Raw genomic sequence first — 16,074 nt, forward strand, 5'->3', positions numbered from 1 at the left:
ACTCACCTCATGTCACAGGAACCAGGCGAACCACCATATGAGGAATCCCGCTCCGGTGAGGGCCGCTCCGGCCCGCCACCAGGTCCGGCGCAGGGCGAGGTCGGCGAGCGTGAGCGCCACGGCGCCGGCCGCGAGCCAGCCGTACGCGGTGACGGCCGACGGCAGGCCGACGGCGAGCGCGATCTCGTTGCGGCTGATCAGCCCGTACGCGGACTGGACGAGCAGGCCGACGGCGGCGGCCCCGGCCAGGCCGGCGAACGCGGCGAGGGCCCGGCCGCGCAGCGCGCCCGCGACGAGCTGGACGAGCGCGACGAGCGCGAACAGGGCGAGCGGGGCGGCAAGCCAGGGGGAGCGGGAGATCGCGTAGGGGGCGCCGGTCACGTGCAGGTCGCCGGCCGCCAGCCGGGGCGGCACGCCGCTGTCCTGCCCCGCGCAGCCGGTGCCCGCGGCGGAGGCGGGAGTCCGGGCGCTCCCGCCGGACGTGTTGGTGGTGGCCGTGGGAGCTTCGACGAAGGCGGCCATCAGGCGGCGGGCGCAGGCGTCGGCCAGGAACACCGCGTGCCCGGTGCCGTCGAACTCGACGAAGCGGGCGTCCGGCAGCGCCTCGGCGGCCGGGCGGCTGGTGCGGGGCGGGGTGGTGGGGTCGTACCGGCCGCCCACCACGAGGACGGGGGCCTTGGTGGTGGCGGCCGACGGCTTGGCGGCGGGCAGTTTCCAGGCGGCGCAGACGGCCTTGTCCATCTCCACGGTGAACAGCCGGGACGGGGCGGCGAAGGTGTTGGCGGGGATCTCGTCCTGGCACTGCACCGCCTCGTACAGGCCCAGTTCGTGGGAGACGAGCCCGTCGCCCACGGCGTCGGCGAGGGGCCGCAGCGGTTCGTGGCGCCCGGCGGCGAGCGCGGCGACCAGCGGCGCCGAGACGGCGACCACGCCGGTCTCGTGCAGCGCCTCGGCCATGACGGTCGCCACGTCGTCGCCGTCGAGGCGGGCCGCGACCTCGGTGCCGCGCAGCGGGTCCACGATGGTGACGCGGGCGGGCGCCGCGTCCAGCCGCCTGGCCGCGGCGTCGAAGCTGTCCTTCAGGCCGAGGTGGGTGAGGGTGTCGTCGAGGTTGCGCCGGGCGTCGTCGTACCAGGCCACGCTCTGCGGCAGGAACGAGTCGAGCAGCACGGAGCGCGTGCCTGCGGGGTCGGCCGCGGCGGCGTCCACCATGACGCGGGTGGAGTAGCTGACGCCGAACAGGTTCCAGGAGGGGTAGCCGAGCGCCGCGCGCAGGGCGACGACGTCGGCGGCGATCTCCTTGGTGGTGTAGCCGCGCAGGTCGACGCCCTGCTGTTCGAGCCGGGCGCGGCACCTGCCGGCGGCCGCGGCGGTGTCGTCGGCTGCGGTGGTGAGCCGGTCGAGCACGGCCTGCGCCAGTTCGGGGCAGCCGAGCCGCGGCCAGGAGTACCTGCTGCCGCGCTGCTCGACGGTCACCACGTCGCGGTCGGGGAACATCTGGCTGAGGAAGCCGGTGAGCTGCAACGACGCCGAGCCGGGGCCGCCGCTCATGTAGACGACGGGGTCGGGTCTGCGGGCGGGGGCGGTGGAGCGGTGGACGGCGTACCCCACCTTGATCGTGCGGCCGGGCGCGTCGCGGCGCTGCGGCACCACGAGGGACCCGCACGTGGTGCCCGGCGGCACGGCGACCGGGCACGGCCCGGCCTCCAGCGCGGCGCTGGTGCCGGGCGGGAGGGTGGGGGTCGGCGCGGGCGTGGGGGGCGTCGGGGGCGTGACGGTCAGGGCGAGGGCGAGCAGGACCCGGGTGATCACGACGTCGAGACTAGAGCAGCCGGCGCCGCCCGCGCGGGGCCCGGCGCAATCAGTTCGGGCCGGGCCCGGCGCGATCGGTTCACGCGGGGGCCGCGCGCGATCGGCTCGGGCGGGAGCTCGCGGACTATGGTGGTCACGTGACGGAACCACTGGTCTCGCGGATGCGCGCGTTCGGGACGACGATCTTCGCCGAGATGAGCGCGCTGGCGCTGCGCACCGGCTCGATCAACCTGGGGCAGGGATTCCCGGACACCGACGGGCCGGCGGCGATGCTGGAGGAGGCGGTACGGGCGATCAGGTCCGGCGCCAACCAGTACCCTCCGGGGTCGGGCGTGCCGGAGCTGCGGCAGGCCGTCTCCGAGCATCGGGCCGCCCGTTACGGTCTCGACTACGCCGCCGACGGCGAGGTGCTGGTGACGGTCGGCGCGACCGAGGCGATCGCGGCGGCGATCCTGGCGCTGTGCGAGCCGGGCGACGAGGTGATCGCGTTCGAGCCGTACTACGACTCCTACGCCGCCTCGATCGCGCTGGCCCAGGCGCGGCTGTCGGCCGTGACGCTGCGCCCCGTCGAGGGCCGCTTCACCTTCGACCCGGACGAGCTGCGCGCCGCCGTCACCCCGCGGACCCGCGCGATCCTGGTCAACTCGCCGCACAACCCGACGGGCACCGTGTTCACGCGCGAGGAGCTGACGGTCATCGCGGAGCTGTGCCGGGAGCGCGGGCTGGTCGCGATCACCGACGAGGTGTACGAGCACCTGACGTTCGACGGGGTGGAGCACGTGCCGCTGGCCACGCTGCCCGGCATGCGCGAGCGCACGGTGATGATCTCCTCGGCGGGCAAGACGTTCTCCGTCACGGGCTGGAAGACGGGCTGGGTGTGCGCGCCCGCCGAGCTGGTGCGAGCGGTCTCGACCGTCAAGCAGTTCCTGACGTTCACGGCGAGCGCGCCGTGGCAGCTCGCGGTGGCCCACGGCCTGCGGCACGAGTCGGCGTGGGTGGCGGAGCTGCGCGGCGGGCTGCAGGACAAGCGCGACCGGCTGATGGAGGGGCTGGCGGCGGCCGGGTTCGCGGTGCTGCGCCCCGCGGGCACGTACTTCGTGCAGACCGACATCCGGCCGCTGGGCTTCACCGACGGGCTGGAGCTGACGCGCCGGCTGCCGGAGCTGGCGGGTGTGGTGGCGATCCCGACGCAGGTGTTCTACGACCATCCGGAACGGGGCCGGCACTTCGTGCGGTTCGCGTTCTGCAAGAAGGAAGAGGTCATCGACGAGGCGGTCGCCCGGCTCAAGCGCCTGTCGGGCTGAGCCCGCTCAGCCCCGGGGACGCTCCTCGCGGCCGGGCGCCGGCCGGCTCTCATGGGCGGCGTCCTGCCGGTCGGGGGGCTCCACCGGGGGCAGGGCGGCGCCGGCGGCCTCGTGGTCGGCGCCGGTGGCCAGCATCAGGTCCACCACGATCGATCGGACCTGCGCCAGGATGACGTCGGCGGAGAACCCGAGCCGCTCGGGCCGCTGCCGTCCGGCGGTCGCGACGAGGGCCTGCCGGGCCAGCGCGGGGTCGCGGCCCGCCGCCAGCTCCAGTTGCAGCAGCAGCGCGGCCTCCGACACCTCGCGCAGGGAGGCGGCCAGCGAGACCGGCGGGGGGCTGTCCTCGCCCAGCGACACCAGGGTGCGGCGGGCCAGCACGCGGGCGTTGCGCAGCGCGTGGTCCATGGGCACGGCGGCCTTCTGGTAGCGGGCGAGCCGGGCGCGGCGGTGCCAGTGCAGGGGCGAGATCAGGGCGATCTCCTTGCTGGTGGTCAGCGCCTGCTGGAAGTCCTCGATGGTCGACTGGGTGCGGCGTCCCTCGGCCAGCGCCTCGGCGGCCAGGTCGGCGTCGTGGCGCTCGATGGCGTCGGCGGCCCGTTCCAGGACCGTGGACAGCGCGTCGAGCACCGCGGAGGCGTGCTTGGCGGCGAGCGTGAACGGGCTGATCGGCAGCAGCGCCACCGCGGCGACGGCGATCAGTCCTCCGGTGAGCGCGTCGAGCATGCGGTCGAGGCCGCCTCCGCCGGCTCCGGGCAGGAGCGTGGCGACGAGCACCGCCGACGAGCCGGCCTGGCCCACGAACAGCGCGCCGCCGTTGAGCAGCACCGCCGTGCCCATGGCCAGCGTGACGACCAGGGCGATCTGCCAGGGCCCGGTGCCGATCCAGGCGACGAGCAGGTCACCCACGCCGACCCCGAGGCTGACGCCGACCACCAGCTCGATGACGCGGCGCAGCCGCTGTCCCAGGCCGACGCCGAGGCAGATGAGGACGGAGATGGGCGCGAAGAACGGCCGGGGATGGCCGAGCAGGTGGACGGCCGCCGTCCAGGCCAGCCCGGCGCCGACGGCCGACTGCGCGATCGCGGGCCCCATCAGCCCGAACGCCGCCAGCCTCTCCCGCATGTGATCGCCGAGCCTCGTTGCCACCCCTCCACCCTGGCGGATCTTTATGACATTACGGTCACACCACGTACCGTAGAAGATACCCATCCGTAACTCTCGGACTCGGTGGCCGTCGTCCGCCGCCGGTCCGGCGGACGACGGGAGCGCCTTATCGTCGAGGCGTGGAACCAAGTCGAGGCGTGGAACCGAGGAGCCGGGAGGGCACGCGCCGGCGCATCCTCGACGCGGCCTGCCGGCTGTTCGCCGAGCACGGGTACGACGAGGTGACGATGCGCATGCTCGGCGCCGCGGCGAACGCCAACATCGCCCTCATCAACCGGTATTTCGGGTCCAAGCGGGAGCTGTTCGCCGAGGTGCTGGCGCAGCAGGGGCGCTTTCCCGGCGTGCTGGACGAGGGCGACGACCTGGCGGTGCGGCTGGCCGAGGACGTGGCCGACCGGCTGGCCGCCGAGGGCGACAGCCCGGTCATGGCCACGCTGGAACGTTCGGCGTCCAGTCCGCAGATCCGCGGGCTGGCCCACGACCGGGTCCGCACGGCGCTCCTGGAGCCGCTGCTGGCCCGGGTCGGCGGGGAGGAGGCCGAGCTGCGGGCCGCGCTCGCGACGATGATCATCCTGGGGAGCGGGCGGTTCCGGTACCTGTTCGGCCCGATCTCGCCGGGGACGCGCGAGGAGACGGTGTCCCGGTTGACGCGGGTGTTCCGCGCCTGCCTGAGCTGACCCGCGTTCACCTTCACCGGGAGAGGGCGGTCACCCGGCCAGGAACTCGTCCACCACCCGCCGGAACTCGCGCCGCGCCGAGACGTGGATGAGGTGCCCGGCCTCGATCGTGACCAGCCGCGCCCCCGGGATCAGCTCGGCCAGCCGTTCCGACCGGAACGGGCTCGCCGACCCGCCCGACAGCACCAGCGTGGGCGCCGTGATCTGCCGCAGCCCGTCGCGCCAGGCCGGGTCGGGGTCGGCGAGCTGGGGCTCGGTCTGGTGCATCATCCGCCAGTCGAAGCCCGTCGAGTCGTCCTCCACGAGAGGCGGGCGGCCCTCCAGCGGGTACGGCTGCGGCGGGTCCTCCAGCACCAGCCGCCCGACCAGGCCGGGATGGCGCATGGCCAGCAGGTAGGCGACCACGCCGCCCAGCGAGTGGCCCACGACCACGGCCCGGTCGACGCCGAGGTGGCGCAGCAGCCCGGCGACGTCGTCGGCCATGTCGGCGACGGCGTACGAGCCGGGGTGCTCGCTGGCGCCGTGGCCGCGCAGGTCGGGGGCGATGACGTGGTGGCGGGCGGCGAAGTGCTGGGTGATGCCGTTCCAGTCGTTGTGGTCGGCGGTGCGCCCGTGCAGCAGCACCAGGGCGGGGGAGGCGGGGTCGCCCTCCTCGCGGAAGGTCAGCTTGATCCCGTTGACGGCCGCTTCGCGTATCACAGCCGAGACCCTATAGCCCCCCGTGCCCTGCCCCATATGAGCCGACATTGGCAGACATTGCCCATGAAAGGGCGGCAGCGGAATGAGTAGCGTCGCCAGGGACGGGCCGGCGGGTTTGGCCTGATGTTTGCGCGGGCCTGTGACGCGCCCGCCGGACGGCCGGGTATCTCGCCCGGGGAACCGACCCGGGCAGGCGTGGAGAAAGGGCGGACCGATGCCGGATCCGATCGAAGTGCGCAAGGTGCCGATCGAGAGCGTGACCGACGCCTCCGGCCTGGCCCGGCTCATCGACGACGGCGTCATCGAGGCGCACCGCGTGCTGGCCGTCATCGGCAAGACCGAGGGCAACGGCGGGGTCAACGACTACACCCGCATCCTGGCCGACCGCGCGTTCCGTGAGGTGCTGGCCGCCAAGGGCCATCCCGCGCCCGAGACGGTGCCCCTGGTGTGGTCCGGCGGCACCGACGGCATCCTCAGCCCGCACGCCACGGTCTTCGCCACCCTCGACCCGGCCGGGGCCGTGCCGACGGACGAGCCGCGCGTGTCGGTCGGCGTGGCCATGAGCGACGTCATCCTGCCGGAGGACATCGGCCGGCCCGCCATGGTGGAGAAGGTCGCGGCGGGCGTCCGCGAGGCCATGAAGATCGCCGGGATCGACGACCCGCGCGACGTCCACTACGTCCAGACCAAGACCCCGCTGCTCACCCTGGCCACCATCACCGAGGCCAGGAGCCGCGGGCAGGACACGGCCATCGAGGAGACCGGCCCCTCCATGGACCTGTCCAACTCCACCACCGCCCTCGGCATCGCCGTCGCCCTCGGCGAGATAGAGCCGCCCCGGGCCGACCAGATCCACAAGGACCTGTCCCTGTACTCGTCGGTCGCGTCCTGCTCCTCGGGGGTCGAGCTCGACCGGGCGCAGATCGTCCTGGTCGGCAACGTCCGGGGGATCGGTGGCCGCTACCGGATCGGTCACAGCGTGATGAGGGACGCCCTGGACGCCGACGGCATCTGGGCGGCCATCCGCGACTCCGGGCTGGAGCTGCCCGACCGCCCGCACCCCTCCGACCTGGGCGACCGGCTGGTCAACGTCTTCATGAAGTGCGAGGCCGACCCCTCGGGCCGGGTGCGGGGGCGGCGCAACATCATGCTGGACGACTCCGACGTCCACTGGCACCGGCAGATCAAGGCGGCCGTGGGCGGGGTGGCGGCCTCGGTGACGGGCGACCCGGCGGTGTTCGTGTCGGTGGCCGCCGTCCACCAGGGCCCCTCGGGCGGCGGCCCGGTCGCCGCCATCACCACCCACTGACCGGCCCGGCGCCCGTGACCGCCCCAGCCTCGTGCCCGTCCCGGCGCCCTGCCCGCGCGGGCGTCAGGGGCGGGCCACCGCTGGAGTATCAGTCCAGGAAGATCCCGGCGAGGCGTGGCAGGCGGCGACGCATCTCATCGCCGTCGGCGACGTCCCACCGCACCCCGGCCGGCTCGGTCATGGCCCGCAGCGGGCGGGCTTCCGGGGAAGCCGCCAGCGCCTCGTCGAGCCCGTCCGGTTCACCGGTGAGACGTCGGTAGGCCCGGTGGGCCACCCGGTTGAAGTCCTCGTTCCCGATGAGCACGTCCCCGCCGTCCCGCACCGCCGGATGGTCGGCGAGAGAGTCCGGATCGGCGAGCGCGCGCTCGTACCAGTGCCGGCCGAGCGAGATGAGGCCCTCGCGGAAGTCCATGAACCCGTCGTCGGACCACCAGCCTTCGATGAGGAACGCCGCCGCCCACAGTTCGTACCGGTAAGCATGGTCGCGCAGCTGCCACTGGCGCAGGGAGAACTGGACGATCTCGGCAGGCGTGCGGCTCACAAGCCGCTCCTCGCACGCGCGCCCGATCGCGTCGCGCCGATCGTCGAAGTCCAGGTCCAGCGCGTCGACCTCGGCGCACGCCTCGTCCATCAGGGCCCAGAACTCCTCGACATCCATCACGGCTGTACTGGGCCCTTCAGAAGGTGAAGCGACGAGCGGACGGCGTCAGCACGGCCGTCTTCGAGGCGGCACCCCAGACGGCGTCCAGCTCGCCCGCGAGAGTCTCCACGAGCCGCGCCACGTCGCTCGCCGCCGTCTCGTGCAGGGCCTCCGCGACCACGAGCACGGAACGGGTCGAGTCGCGCACGGCTGACAGGCCGCTCTGCCGGTTCGTCCAGCGCCGGGCGTGGGCGCGGCCGGCGCCGTCGGCGAAGATCACCTCACCGGGCGCCGGATGCTCGGTCTCGCCGGAGAAGGTCAGGTACGTCTCGTCGCCCCCGGCGTGCCGTACCTCCAGGAAGTCCGTGACGTGCTCGACGTCGAAGACCGCCACCGGGATCGCGTACGCCACCGACACCGCGTTGCACAGGTCGATCAGCGGGTGGATGCGCGGCAGCGATCCCTCCTTGCGCAGACGCCGCAGCAGCGACTCCGAGGCGCAGCGGTACTGCGTCGGCTTGAGGCCCATCCGCCCGAACGCCCGCCGCCACGCCTGGATCTCCGGCAGCTCTCCCTCCGGCGAACCCTCCAGCCGCCTGGCGGCCGTCGCGGAGAACTCCGCCACCCGGGCGTCCACGGAGACGTCCGGCCGGATGCCCTCCGCGTACAGCACCGCCGGAGCCAACTCCGGGAAGTCGCGCCAGATCGTGTCCGCATGCTCGAACCGCACGGCCACCTCCAAGATCAAGAGAGTCCAGCCTACCGGGCGGCGCCTACGGTCCATGAGGCCGACACCCGCACACCACCGCGATGTCGACGAGAGCGGCGGATTCGGGGAGAGGGGTGTCCTCAGGAGGTCCGGCGTGTCGGGCCGTGAGCAGGAGCGCGGGCGTGTTCCGGAGGCGGGGGAGGGCGGCGGTAGTGTCGGGAGCTGTGCCGAGCATCCCGCAACCTCTCGACCCGGACGACGACGGCAGCGCCGCGCCCGCCCTGGCCGCTGCCCTCGCCTCCTACCAGCAGGGCACGGCCGGTCCTGGCGACGTGCTGGCCGCCCTGACCGGGGCCCGGCTCCTCGTGCCCGTCGTGGCCCTGCTGACCGAGTCCGAGGTGGGCGAGCACGGGCTGCGCCAGGAGAAGGAGAGCGAGATGGCGCTGCCCAAGCTCGTCGGAAAGGACGGCAGGGAGGCGGTGCTGGCGTTCACGGGCACGGAGGCGCTGACGCGGTGGCGTCCGGACGCCCGGCCCGTGCAGGCGACCACCCCGCAGGTCTGCCAGGCGGCGGCCCATGAGCGGGCGGCGGCCGTGGTGGTGGACGTGGCGGGGCCGGTGCCGTTCGTGATCGAGGGTGAGGTGCTGGAGGCGCTGGCCGCGGTCGCCTCGGGGACCCTGGATCAGGTTCCGGGGGTCACGGTCGCCCGCATGCGGCCCGATCCGGCGCCCCGGCGCCGCCGCTGGTTCTCCCGCAAAGCCACCTGACGCCCCGGTCTGTGCCTGGTGACCGGCGGGGGACGGGTGCGTGAAGAAGGCCGCGCGGAGCGGGCGCGTCGCACTAGGGTCGCCCTGTGGCGGGAGTGGTGGCACTGGCGGCGCTGGCCGGCCTCATCGCCGGCCCCTACGTCCGCGCCCTGGCGAGCGGCTTCGGCCCCGCCCCCGACGCGCCCTCCGACGCCTCCGACGCGCCCTCCGACGCCCACGCCGCGCCTCCTGACGCCCACGCCGCGCCTCCGGACACCTACGCCACACCTCCGGTCGCCCAGACCACACCCCCGGACACCCGCGCCGAAGCCAGAAACGCCTTCGCTCGGGCCCTGCGCACCACGCCCCTCCCCGCCTGGCCGCCGTACCTGGAGGTCGTCACCGCCGCCGTCGCCGCCCTGGTCACCTGGCGCGCCGGGCTGCCCTACCTCTACCTCGCCCTGGCCGGCACCACTCTCGCCGTGATCGACTGGCGTACCTCGCGGCTCCCTGACGCCGTCACCCTGCCCTCGTACCCGCTGCTGGCGCTCAGCCTGATCCCCACCGGCGAGCTGCCGCGCGCCCTGCTGGGCGCGGCGGCGCTGACGGCCGTCTACGGCGCGCTGTGGCTGGTCAGGCCCGCCGCCATGGGGTTCGGCGACGTCAAGCTGGCCGGGCTCGTCGGCATGGCCGCCGCCGCGCGCGGCTGGGAGGCGTGGGTCGTGGCCGCCGTCGCCGGGCAGCTCCTCGCCGCCCTGTACGCCCTCGCGCTGCTCCTGACGCGGCGGGCGAGCCGCGACACCGAGTTCCCGCTCGGGCCCTTCATGCTGCTCGGGGCTCTGGCCGCCGTGTGTCTCGCCTGATGAACGTTCGGCCATCCCACCGGCCGGGACATGGAAGACTTGTACGCATGTTGCGCTGGTTGACCGCCGGAGAGTCCCACGGGCCGGAGCTCGTTGCCATCATGGAGGGCCTGCCGGCCGGGGTCGAGGTGACCACGGCCGCCATCGACGAGGCGCTGCGCCGCCGCCGTCTCGGCTACGGCCGCGGCGCCCGGATGAAGTTCGAGCAGGACCAGGTGACGATCGTCGGCGGCGTCCGCCACGGCCGCACCATGGGCAGCCCGGTCGCCGTGCGCGTCGGCAACACCGAGTGGCCCAAGTGGGAGAAGGTCATGGCCGCCGACCCGGTCGACCCGGCCGAGCTGGAGGGGCTGGCGCGCAACGCGCCGCGCTCGCGGCCCCGGCCCGGCCACGCCGACCTGGCCGGCATGCAGAAGTACGGGTTCGACGACGCGCGACAGGTCCTCGACCGGGCCAGCGCCCGCGAGACGGCGGCCCGGGTGGCGCTCGGCGAGGTGGCCCGGCGCTTCCTCAAGCAGGCGCTCGGCGTCGACATCGTCAGCCACGTCACCGAGATCGGCGGCGCCAGGACACCGGCCGAGACCCTGCCCGGCCCGGGTGATCTGGCCCGGATCGACGACGACCCGGTCAGGTGCGCCGACCCCGAGGGCAGCGCCGCCATGGTCACCGTCATCGACCAGGCGCACAAGGACGGCGACACGCTCGGCGGCGTCGTCGAGGTGCTCGCCTACGGCCTGCCGCCGGGCCTCGGCAGCTACACCCACTGGGACCGCCGCCTCGACTCCCGGCTGGCCGGGGCGCTCATGGGCATCCAGGCGATCAAGGGCGTGGCCGTCGGCGACGGGTTCGAGACCGCCCGCCGGCCCGGCTCCCGCGCCCACGACGAGATCGAGTACACCACCGAGAACGGCGTCAAGCGCGTCACCAACCGCGCGGGCGGCATCGAGGGCGGCATGACCAACGGCGAGATCCTGCGGGTCAGCGCCGCCATGAAGCCCATCTCGACGGTCCCGCGGGCGCTGGCCACGATCGACGTCAGGACCGGCGAGGCCGCCAAGGCCCACCACGAGCGCTCCGACGTGTGCGCCGTGCCGGCCGCGGGCATCGTGGCCGAGGCGATGGTCGCGCTCGTGCTGGCCGACGCCGCGCTCGAGAAGTTCGGCGGCGACTCCGTCGAGGAAGTCGCCCGCAACCTGTCCGGCTACCTCTCCTCCATGGTGATCAAGTGACCAGAGCCGTGCTGATCGGGCCGCCCGGGTCCGGCAAGACCACCCTCGGCCGGCTGCTCGCCGAGCGGTACGGCGTCGCCTTCCGCGACACCGACGCCGACGTGGAGGCCGTCGCCGGCAAGCCCGTCTCCGACATCTTCGTCGAGGACGGCGAGGAGCGCTTCCGCGAGCTGGAGCGCGAGGCCGTGCGCCGGGCCCTGGCCGAGCACGACGGCGTGCTGTCGCTCGGCGGCGGCGCCGTGCTCGACGAGGGCACGCAGGCGCTGCTGGCCGGTCAGCCCGTCGTCTACCTCCAGGTGGGGCTGGCCGACGCGGTGCAGCGGGTCGGTCTCGCCGCGGCCCGGCCGCTGCTCGTGCTCAACCCGCGCAGCCGGCTCAAGAAGCTCATGGAGGAGCGGCGGCCGATCTACGAGCGGCTCGCCGTCCTGACCGTCGTCACCGACCAGCGCGCTCCCGCGGAGCTGGCCGACGAGATCGTGAAGGGACTGGCGTCATGACCGCGACCAGGATCACCGTGCGCGGCGACAGCCCGTACGACGTGGTGGTCGGCACGGGCGTGCTGGGCGAGCTGCCGGCGCTGCTCAAGCCGGGGGTGCGCACGGTCGCCGTGGTCCACCCGGCCGGGCTGCCGGAGATCGCCCGCCCGGTGTGCGCGTCGCTGTCCGACGCCGGGTACGACGTGGTCGCGCTGCCCGTGCCCGACGGTGAGCAGGCCAAGACCGTCGAGGTCGCGGCGCAGTTGTGGTCGGCGTTCGGCCGCTACGGCGTGACCCGTTCCGACGCGGTGGTGGGCGTCGGCGGCGGGGCCACGACCGACCTGGCGGGGTTCGTGGCGGCCACGTGGCTGCGCGGCGTCCAGGTGGTGCTGGTGCCGACGACGCTGCTGGCCATGGTCGACGCCGCCGTCGGCGGCAAGAACGGCATCGACACGCCCGAGGGCAAGAACCTCGTCGGCACGTTCCTGCCTCCCGCCGGCGTGCTGTGCGACCTGACGACGCTGGCCAGCATGCCGCGCGCCGACTACGTCGCGGGCCTGGCGGAGGTCATCAAGGGCGGGTTCATCGCCGACCCGGTCATCCTCGATCTCGTCGAGCAGGACCCGGCCGGCGCCGCCAGCCCCGAGGGCCGCCACACGCGCGAGCTGATCGAACGCAAGGTCCGGGTCAAGGCCGACGTCGTGGGCGCCGACCTGCGCGAGGCCGGGCTGCGCGAGATCCTCAACTACGGCCACACCCTCGGCCACGCCATCGAACGCGCCGAGCACTACCAGATGCGCCACGGCGAGGCCGTCGCCATCGGCATGGTCTACGCGGCCGAGCTGTCCCGCCTCGACGGCCGCGTCGGCGCCGACCTGGTCGAGCGCACCCGGTCCATCCTCACCGCCGTCGGCCTGCCCACCGGCTACCGCGCCGACGCCTGGCCGCGCCTGCGCGACCACATGCGGCTGGACAAGAAGAACCGCGGCGCCAAGCAGCGCTTCGTGGTCCTCGACGGGCTGGCCAGGCCGGGCCGCCTGGAGGACCCGTCGGAGGAACTGCTCGAAGCCGCCTACCAGGAGATCTCCCGCTGACACCGTCATGAGACATTACGGTTCTTTCGTCGCGCTCGGCGACAGCTTCACCGAAGGGCTCAACGACCCCGGCCCCGGCGGCCGCTTCCGCGGCTGGGCCGACCGGGTCGCCGAGCGCCTGGCCGAGGACGACCCCTCCTTCCGCTACGCCAACCTCGCGGTGCGTGGCAAGCTCCTCGACCAGATCGTCGAGGAGCAGGTGCCGCTCGCCGTCGAGATGGCGCCAGACCTGGTGAGCCTGTGCGCCGGGGGCAACGACCTGCTGCGGCCGGGCAGCGACCCCGACGTCATGGCCAAGACCCTCGCCCGGGCCGTGCGCGACCTGCGGGCGTGCGGGGCCGACGTGCTGCTGTTCACGGGCGTCGATCCGCGCGACACGCCGCTGATGCGGCGCCTGCGCGGCCGCTTCGCGATCTTCTACCTGCACATCCGCTCGATCGCCGACCTGTACGGGGCCAAGCTGGTCGACCAGTGGTCGATGCAGGGGCTGCGCGACTGGCGGGCGTGGAGCGAGGACCGGCTGCACATGAACGAGGACGGCCACCGGCTGGTCGCGGCCCGCGTGCTGGACGTGCTGGGCGTGCCGTTCGACGACTGGCGCAAGGTGTGGCCGGAGCGCACCACCGACCCCCGGGTGCGGCGGCGCGAGGACGCGCAGTGGGTGCGCGAGTACCTGGTGCCGTGGGTGGGGCGCCGCCTGCGCGGCACCTCCTCGGGCGACGGCCTCGACCCCAAGCGCCCCGAGCTCGCTCCTTGGGCCTCTGACGACGTCCTCTGACGTCTTCCGAGGTTCCAGGACGTTCCCCTACGTCCCCCGACGTCCTCCTGAGGGTTTTCTGACGTCCCCTGACGTCCTTCTGAGCGTTTCCCTGACCTGCCGAGCCGGGCCGCCGCACGGGCCCGAGGTTTTCCTGGCCGCGAGTACGGCGCCGGGCAGGTCTGGCCCGCGAATGCGGCCGCCCGGGCGGGTGAGGCTCGCCAGTACGGCGCCCGGGCGGGTGAGGCCCGCGAGTGCGGTGCCCGGGCGGGTGACGCCTGCGCGTACGGAGGCGCCTCAGGATCTTCCGTGCCCGGCGACAGCGGGGAGGGACGTCGTCAGGACGGCTCGGTGGCCAGGCGCTTGAGGGCGGCCCGGGGGACGGCCGGGTCGGTGGTGCGCCAGAACGGCGGCAGCGACCCCAGCAGGAACCCGCTGTAGCGGGCCGTCGCCAGCCGGGGGTCGAGCACCGCGATGACGCCCTTGTCGTGCTGCGAGCGCAGCAGCCGCCCCGTGCCCTGGGCGAGCAGGAGCGCGGCGTGGGTGGCGGCGACCGACATGAACCCGTTGCCGCCCTTGGCCGCCACGTGGCGCTGCCGGGCGGAGGTCAGCGGGTCGTCCGGGCGCGGGAACGGCACCCGGTCGATGATCACCAGCCGGAGCGACGGCCCCGGCACGTCCACGCCCTGCCACAGCGACAGCGTGCCGAACAGGCAGGTCGGCTCGTCCTCGGCGAACTGCTTGACCAGCAGCATCGTCGAGTCGTCGCCCTGGCACAGCAGCGGCACGTCCAGCCGGTCGCGCAGCGCCTCGGTCGCGGCCTTGGCGGCCCGCATCGAGGAGAACAGGCCCAGCGCGCGCCCGCCGGCCGCCTCGATCAGCTCGGTGATCTCGTCGAGGTACGCCTGGGGGAGCCCGTCGCGGCCGGGCTGGGGGAGGTGCTTGGCGACGTACAGGATGCCCGCGCGCTGGTGGTCGAACGGCGAGCCCACGTCGATGCCCTGCCACTCGCCGGCCTTGGCGGCCTGGGCGGGCTCGGCGCCGGAGTCGCCGTCGGAGCCGTTGGTGCCGGACCCGACGACGCCGGGGCCGGTGGCGCTCGGGCCGGTCAGGCCCCACTGGCGGGCCATACCGTCGAAGGTGCCGCCCAGGGCGAGCGTGGCCGAGGTGAGCACCACCGTACGGTCGCCGAACAGCCGCTCGCGCAGCATGCCGGCCACGCCCAGCGGCGCGACGCGCAGCGTGGGCGGGCGCCGGTCGCTGCCCGCGTCGAGCCAGACCACCTCGGCCCGGTCGGCCTCCGTGGCGTGGCCGTAGGCCTCCAGCATGCGCACGGCCGTGTCGTGCACCTCGTCCAGCGCCGTGAAGGCGGCCTTGCGCTGACCGGCGCGGTCAGGGTCGTCCTTGTCGGCGCCGCGCGGCCCGAGCGCGGTGACGCAGCGCGCCGCGGCGTCGCGCACCAGCGCCAGCGTCATCCCGAGCACCTGCGGCAGCTCGTCGACGCGGCCCGCCGGCGCGGCGGCCAGCAGCGCCTTGAGGTCCTCGCCGGCCTCCATGAGCTGGTCGGCGATCGGCTGCTCGATGAGCCGCCCCACCCGTCGTACGGCCAGCATGACCGACGTCTCCGACAGCTCCCCGGTCACCACGGACGTCACCCGGTCGACCAGCTCGTGGGCCTCGTCGACCACGACCGTGTCGTGCTCGGGCAGCACCGGCAGCTCGCCCATGGCGTCGATGGCCAGCAGCGCGTGGTTGGTGACGACGACGTCCACCTCGCCGGCGCGGGCGCGGGCCATCTCGGCGAAGCACTCGGCGCCGCTGGGGCAGCGGCTGGCGCCCAGGCACTCCTGCGCGCTGACGGAGAACTGCCGCCACGCCTGCTCGCTGACGCCGGGGACCAGCTCGTCGCGGTCGCCGGTCTCGGTCTCCTCGGCCCACTCCTGGATGCGCTGGACCATGCGTCCCGTGGCGCTGACCTCGCGGGGGTCGAAGAGCTGGTCCTGCTCGTCCTCCTCGGGCCAGCCGGCGGTGGCCTTGTAGCGGCACAGGTAGTTGCGCCGGCCCTTGAGGATGGCGAACGTCGGCTCGTGCGGCAGCTCCTTGGCCAGCGCCTCGGACAGGCGCGGCAGGTCTCGGTCGACGAGCTGGCGCTGGAGCGCGATGGTCGCCGTGGAGATCACCACGGGCTTGTCGGTGTCCATGGCGTGCCGGATGGACGGGACCAGGTAGGCCAGCGACTTGCCGGTGCCCGTGCCGGCCTGGACCGCGAGGTGCTCCTTGCGGTCGATGGCCCGCTGGACGGCGTTGACCATGGTGATCTGGCCCTGCCGCTCGCTCCCTCCGAGAGCGTTGACCGCGATGCTGAGCAGTTCGTCCACTGCAGGGAGATGGGAGTCCGGCACGGCAGTAAACGCTACCCGCATTCGCGGGTCCACGGCGCCGAACGCGGTGTGATCGGCCATGCGCATCCCGGCGTTCGCGGGACACACCCGGCGGCCCTCATGGCACACTGAACGACCGGGACTCCAACTGGTCTTCCTAGTGTGACCAGATGGGTCCAGGATGGGGATGGTAAATCCGGTAAATCCGGTTAAG

General features: G+C 74.0%; 15 protein-coding genes. 9 read left to right on the forward strand and 6 right to left on the reverse strand.

Annotated elements, in window-relative coordinates; genetic code table 11:
• Positions 1-12: 12 nt before the first annotated feature.
• On the reverse strand, positions 13-1,812 hold the full coding sequence (locus tag HD595_RS30755; protein WP_253775081.1) for an alpha/beta hydrolase: 1,800 nt from the start codon (positions 1,810-1,812) through the stop codon (positions 13-15).
• Between the two features lie 137 nt (positions 1,813-1,949).
• Here HD595_RS30755 and HD595_RS30760 point away from each other — a divergent pair, with 137 nt between their 5' ends.
• The gene (locus tag HD595_RS30760) at positions 1,950-3,116 is read left to right on the forward strand and encodes a pyridoxal phosphate-dependent aminotransferase (RefSeq protein ID WP_253775083.1); all 1,167 of its coding nucleotides are present in this window, start codon (positions 1,950-1,952) and stop codon (positions 3,114-3,116) included.
• 6 nt (positions 3,117-3,122) lie between these two features.
• Here the strand turns inward: HD595_RS30760 and HD595_RS30765 are convergent, their stop codons facing one another.
• On the reverse strand, positions 3,123-4,262 hold the full coding sequence (locus HD595_RS30765; RefSeq protein ID WP_253775085.1) for an FUSC family protein: 1,140 nt from the start codon (positions 4,260-4,262) through the stop codon (positions 3,123-3,125).
• A gap of 137 nt (positions 4,263-4,399) precedes the next feature.
• On the opposite strand from HD595_RS30765, the gene HD595_RS46920 reads away from it, so the two are divergent.
• Positions 4,400-4,957 carry a TetR/AcrR family transcriptional regulator gene (locus HD595_RS46920; protein ID WP_253775087.1) on the forward strand — a complete coding sequence of 186 codons (558 nt, stop codon included), beginning with the start codon at positions 4,400-4,402 and terminating at the stop codon, positions 4,955-4,957.
• A gap of 30 nt (positions 4,958-4,987) precedes the next feature.
• Here HD595_RS46920 and HD595_RS30775 read toward each other — a convergent pair whose 3' ends face one another.
• Positions 4,988-5,656: an alpha/beta fold hydrolase gene (locus HD595_RS30775; protein ID WP_253775089.1), complete on the reverse strand. Its 669-nt coding sequence runs from the start codon at positions 5,654-5,656 to the stop codon at positions 4,988-4,990.
• A gap of 214 nt (positions 5,657-5,870) precedes the next feature.
• On the opposite strand from HD595_RS30775, the gene bar reads away from it, so the two are divergent.
• Positions 5,871-6,965 (forward strand): barbiturase, encoded by a 1,095-nt coding sequence (bar, locus tag HD595_RS30780; RefSeq protein WP_253775091.1) that lies wholly within the window; start codon positions 5,871-5,873, stop codon positions 6,963-6,965.
• An 88-nt stretch (positions 6,966-7,053) separates the two neighbouring features.
• Here the strand turns inward: bar and HD595_RS30785 are convergent, their stop codons facing one another.
• Together HD595_RS30785 and HD595_RS30790 are read right to left on the reverse strand one after the other, a co-directional pair.
• Positions 7,054-7,623: a DUF4240 domain-containing protein gene (locus tag HD595_RS30785; protein WP_253781375.1), complete on the reverse strand. Its 570-nt coding sequence runs from the start codon at positions 7,621-7,623 to the stop codon at positions 7,054-7,056.
• A gap of 19 nt (positions 7,624-7,642) precedes the next feature.
• A complete protein-coding gene (locus tag HD595_RS30790) occupies positions 7,643-8,335 on the reverse strand; it encodes a B3/B4 domain-containing protein (protein WP_253775093.1) in 693 nt (230 codons plus the stop codon).
• 203 nt (positions 8,336-8,538) lie between these two features.
• Here HD595_RS30790 and HD595_RS30795 point away from each other — a divergent pair, with 203 nt between their 5' ends.
• The 6 genes from HD595_RS30795 (at position 8,539) to HD595_RS30820 (ending at position 13,500) form a co-directional block, all read left to right on the forward strand.
• Positions 8,539-9,081 (forward strand): SseB family protein, encoded by a 543-nt coding sequence (locus HD595_RS30795; protein WP_253775095.1) that lies wholly within the window; start codon positions 8,539-8,541, stop codon positions 9,079-9,081.
• An 86-nt stretch (positions 9,082-9,167) separates the two neighbouring features.
• Positions 9,168-9,923: a prepilin peptidase gene (locus tag HD595_RS46925; RefSeq protein WP_253775097.1), complete on the forward strand. Its 756-nt coding sequence runs from the start codon at positions 9,168-9,170 to the stop codon at positions 9,921-9,923.
• A gap of 47 nt (positions 9,924-9,970) precedes the next feature.
• Positions 9,971-11,152: a chorismate synthase gene (gene aroC, locus HD595_RS30805; RefSeq protein WP_253775099.1), complete on the forward strand. Its 1,182-nt coding sequence runs from the start codon at positions 9,971-9,973 to the stop codon at positions 11,150-11,152.
• Positions 11,149-11,649 (forward strand): shikimate kinase, encoded by a 501-nt coding sequence (locus HD595_RS30810; RefSeq protein ID WP_253775101.1) that lies wholly within the window; start codon positions 11,149-11,151, stop codon positions 11,647-11,649. The genes aroC and HD595_RS30810 overlap by 4 nt, the downstream gene beginning before the upstream one ends.
• Entirely contained in the window at positions 11,646-12,722 is a 1,077-nt protein-coding gene (gene aroB, locus HD595_RS30815) for a 3-dehydroquinate synthase (protein ID WP_253775103.1), read from the forward strand. Before HD595_RS30810 ends, aroB begins: the two co-directional genes overlap by 4 nt.
• A 7-nt stretch (positions 12,723-12,729) precedes the next feature.
• The gene (locus HD595_RS30820) at positions 12,730-13,500 is read left to right on the forward strand and encodes an SGNH/GDSL hydrolase family protein (protein ID WP_253775104.1); all 771 of its coding nucleotides are present in this window, start codon (positions 12,730-12,732) and stop codon (positions 13,498-13,500) included.
• 317 nt (positions 13,501-13,817) lie between these two features.
• On the opposite strand, the gene HD595_RS30825 is transcribed toward HD595_RS30820, so the two are convergent.
• On the reverse strand, positions 13,818-15,902 hold the full coding sequence (locus HD595_RS30825; RefSeq protein WP_253775106.1) for an ATP-dependent DNA helicase: 2,085 nt from the start codon (positions 15,900-15,902) through the stop codon (positions 13,818-13,820).
• Positions 15,903-16,074 lie beyond the last annotated feature (172 nt).

It is taken from the genome of Nonomuraea roseoviolacea subsp. carminata, assembly GCF_024172185.1.
GTDB classification, from domain to species: domain Bacteria; phylum Actinomycetota; class Actinomycetes; order Streptosporangiales; family Streptosporangiaceae; genus Nonomuraea; species Nonomuraea roseoviolacea.

Coding starts and splice junctions, on each gene's coding strand:
- aroB (WP_253775103.1), top strand. CDS start 11,646: ATGACCGCGACCAGGATCACCGTGCGCGGCGACAGCCCGTACGACGTG.
- bar (WP_253775091.1), top strand. CDS start 5,871: ATGCCGGATCCGATCGAAGTGCGCAAGGTGCCGATCGAGAGCGTGACC.
- aroC (WP_253775099.1), top strand. CDS start 9,971: ATGTTGCGCTGGTTGACCGCCGGAGAGTCCCACGGGCCGGAGCTCGTT.
- HD595_RS30820 (WP_253775104.1), top strand. CDS start 12,730: ATGAGACATTACGGTTCTTTCGTCGCGCTCGGCGACAGCTTCACCGAA.
- HD595_RS30785 (WP_253781375.1), bottom strand. CDS start 7,623: ATGGATGTCGAGGAGTTCTGGGCCCTGATGGACGAGGCGTGCGCCGAG.
- HD595_RS30825 (WP_253775106.1), bottom strand. CDS start 15,902: ATGCGGGTAGCGTTTACTGCCGTGCCGGACTCCCATCTCCCTGCAGTG.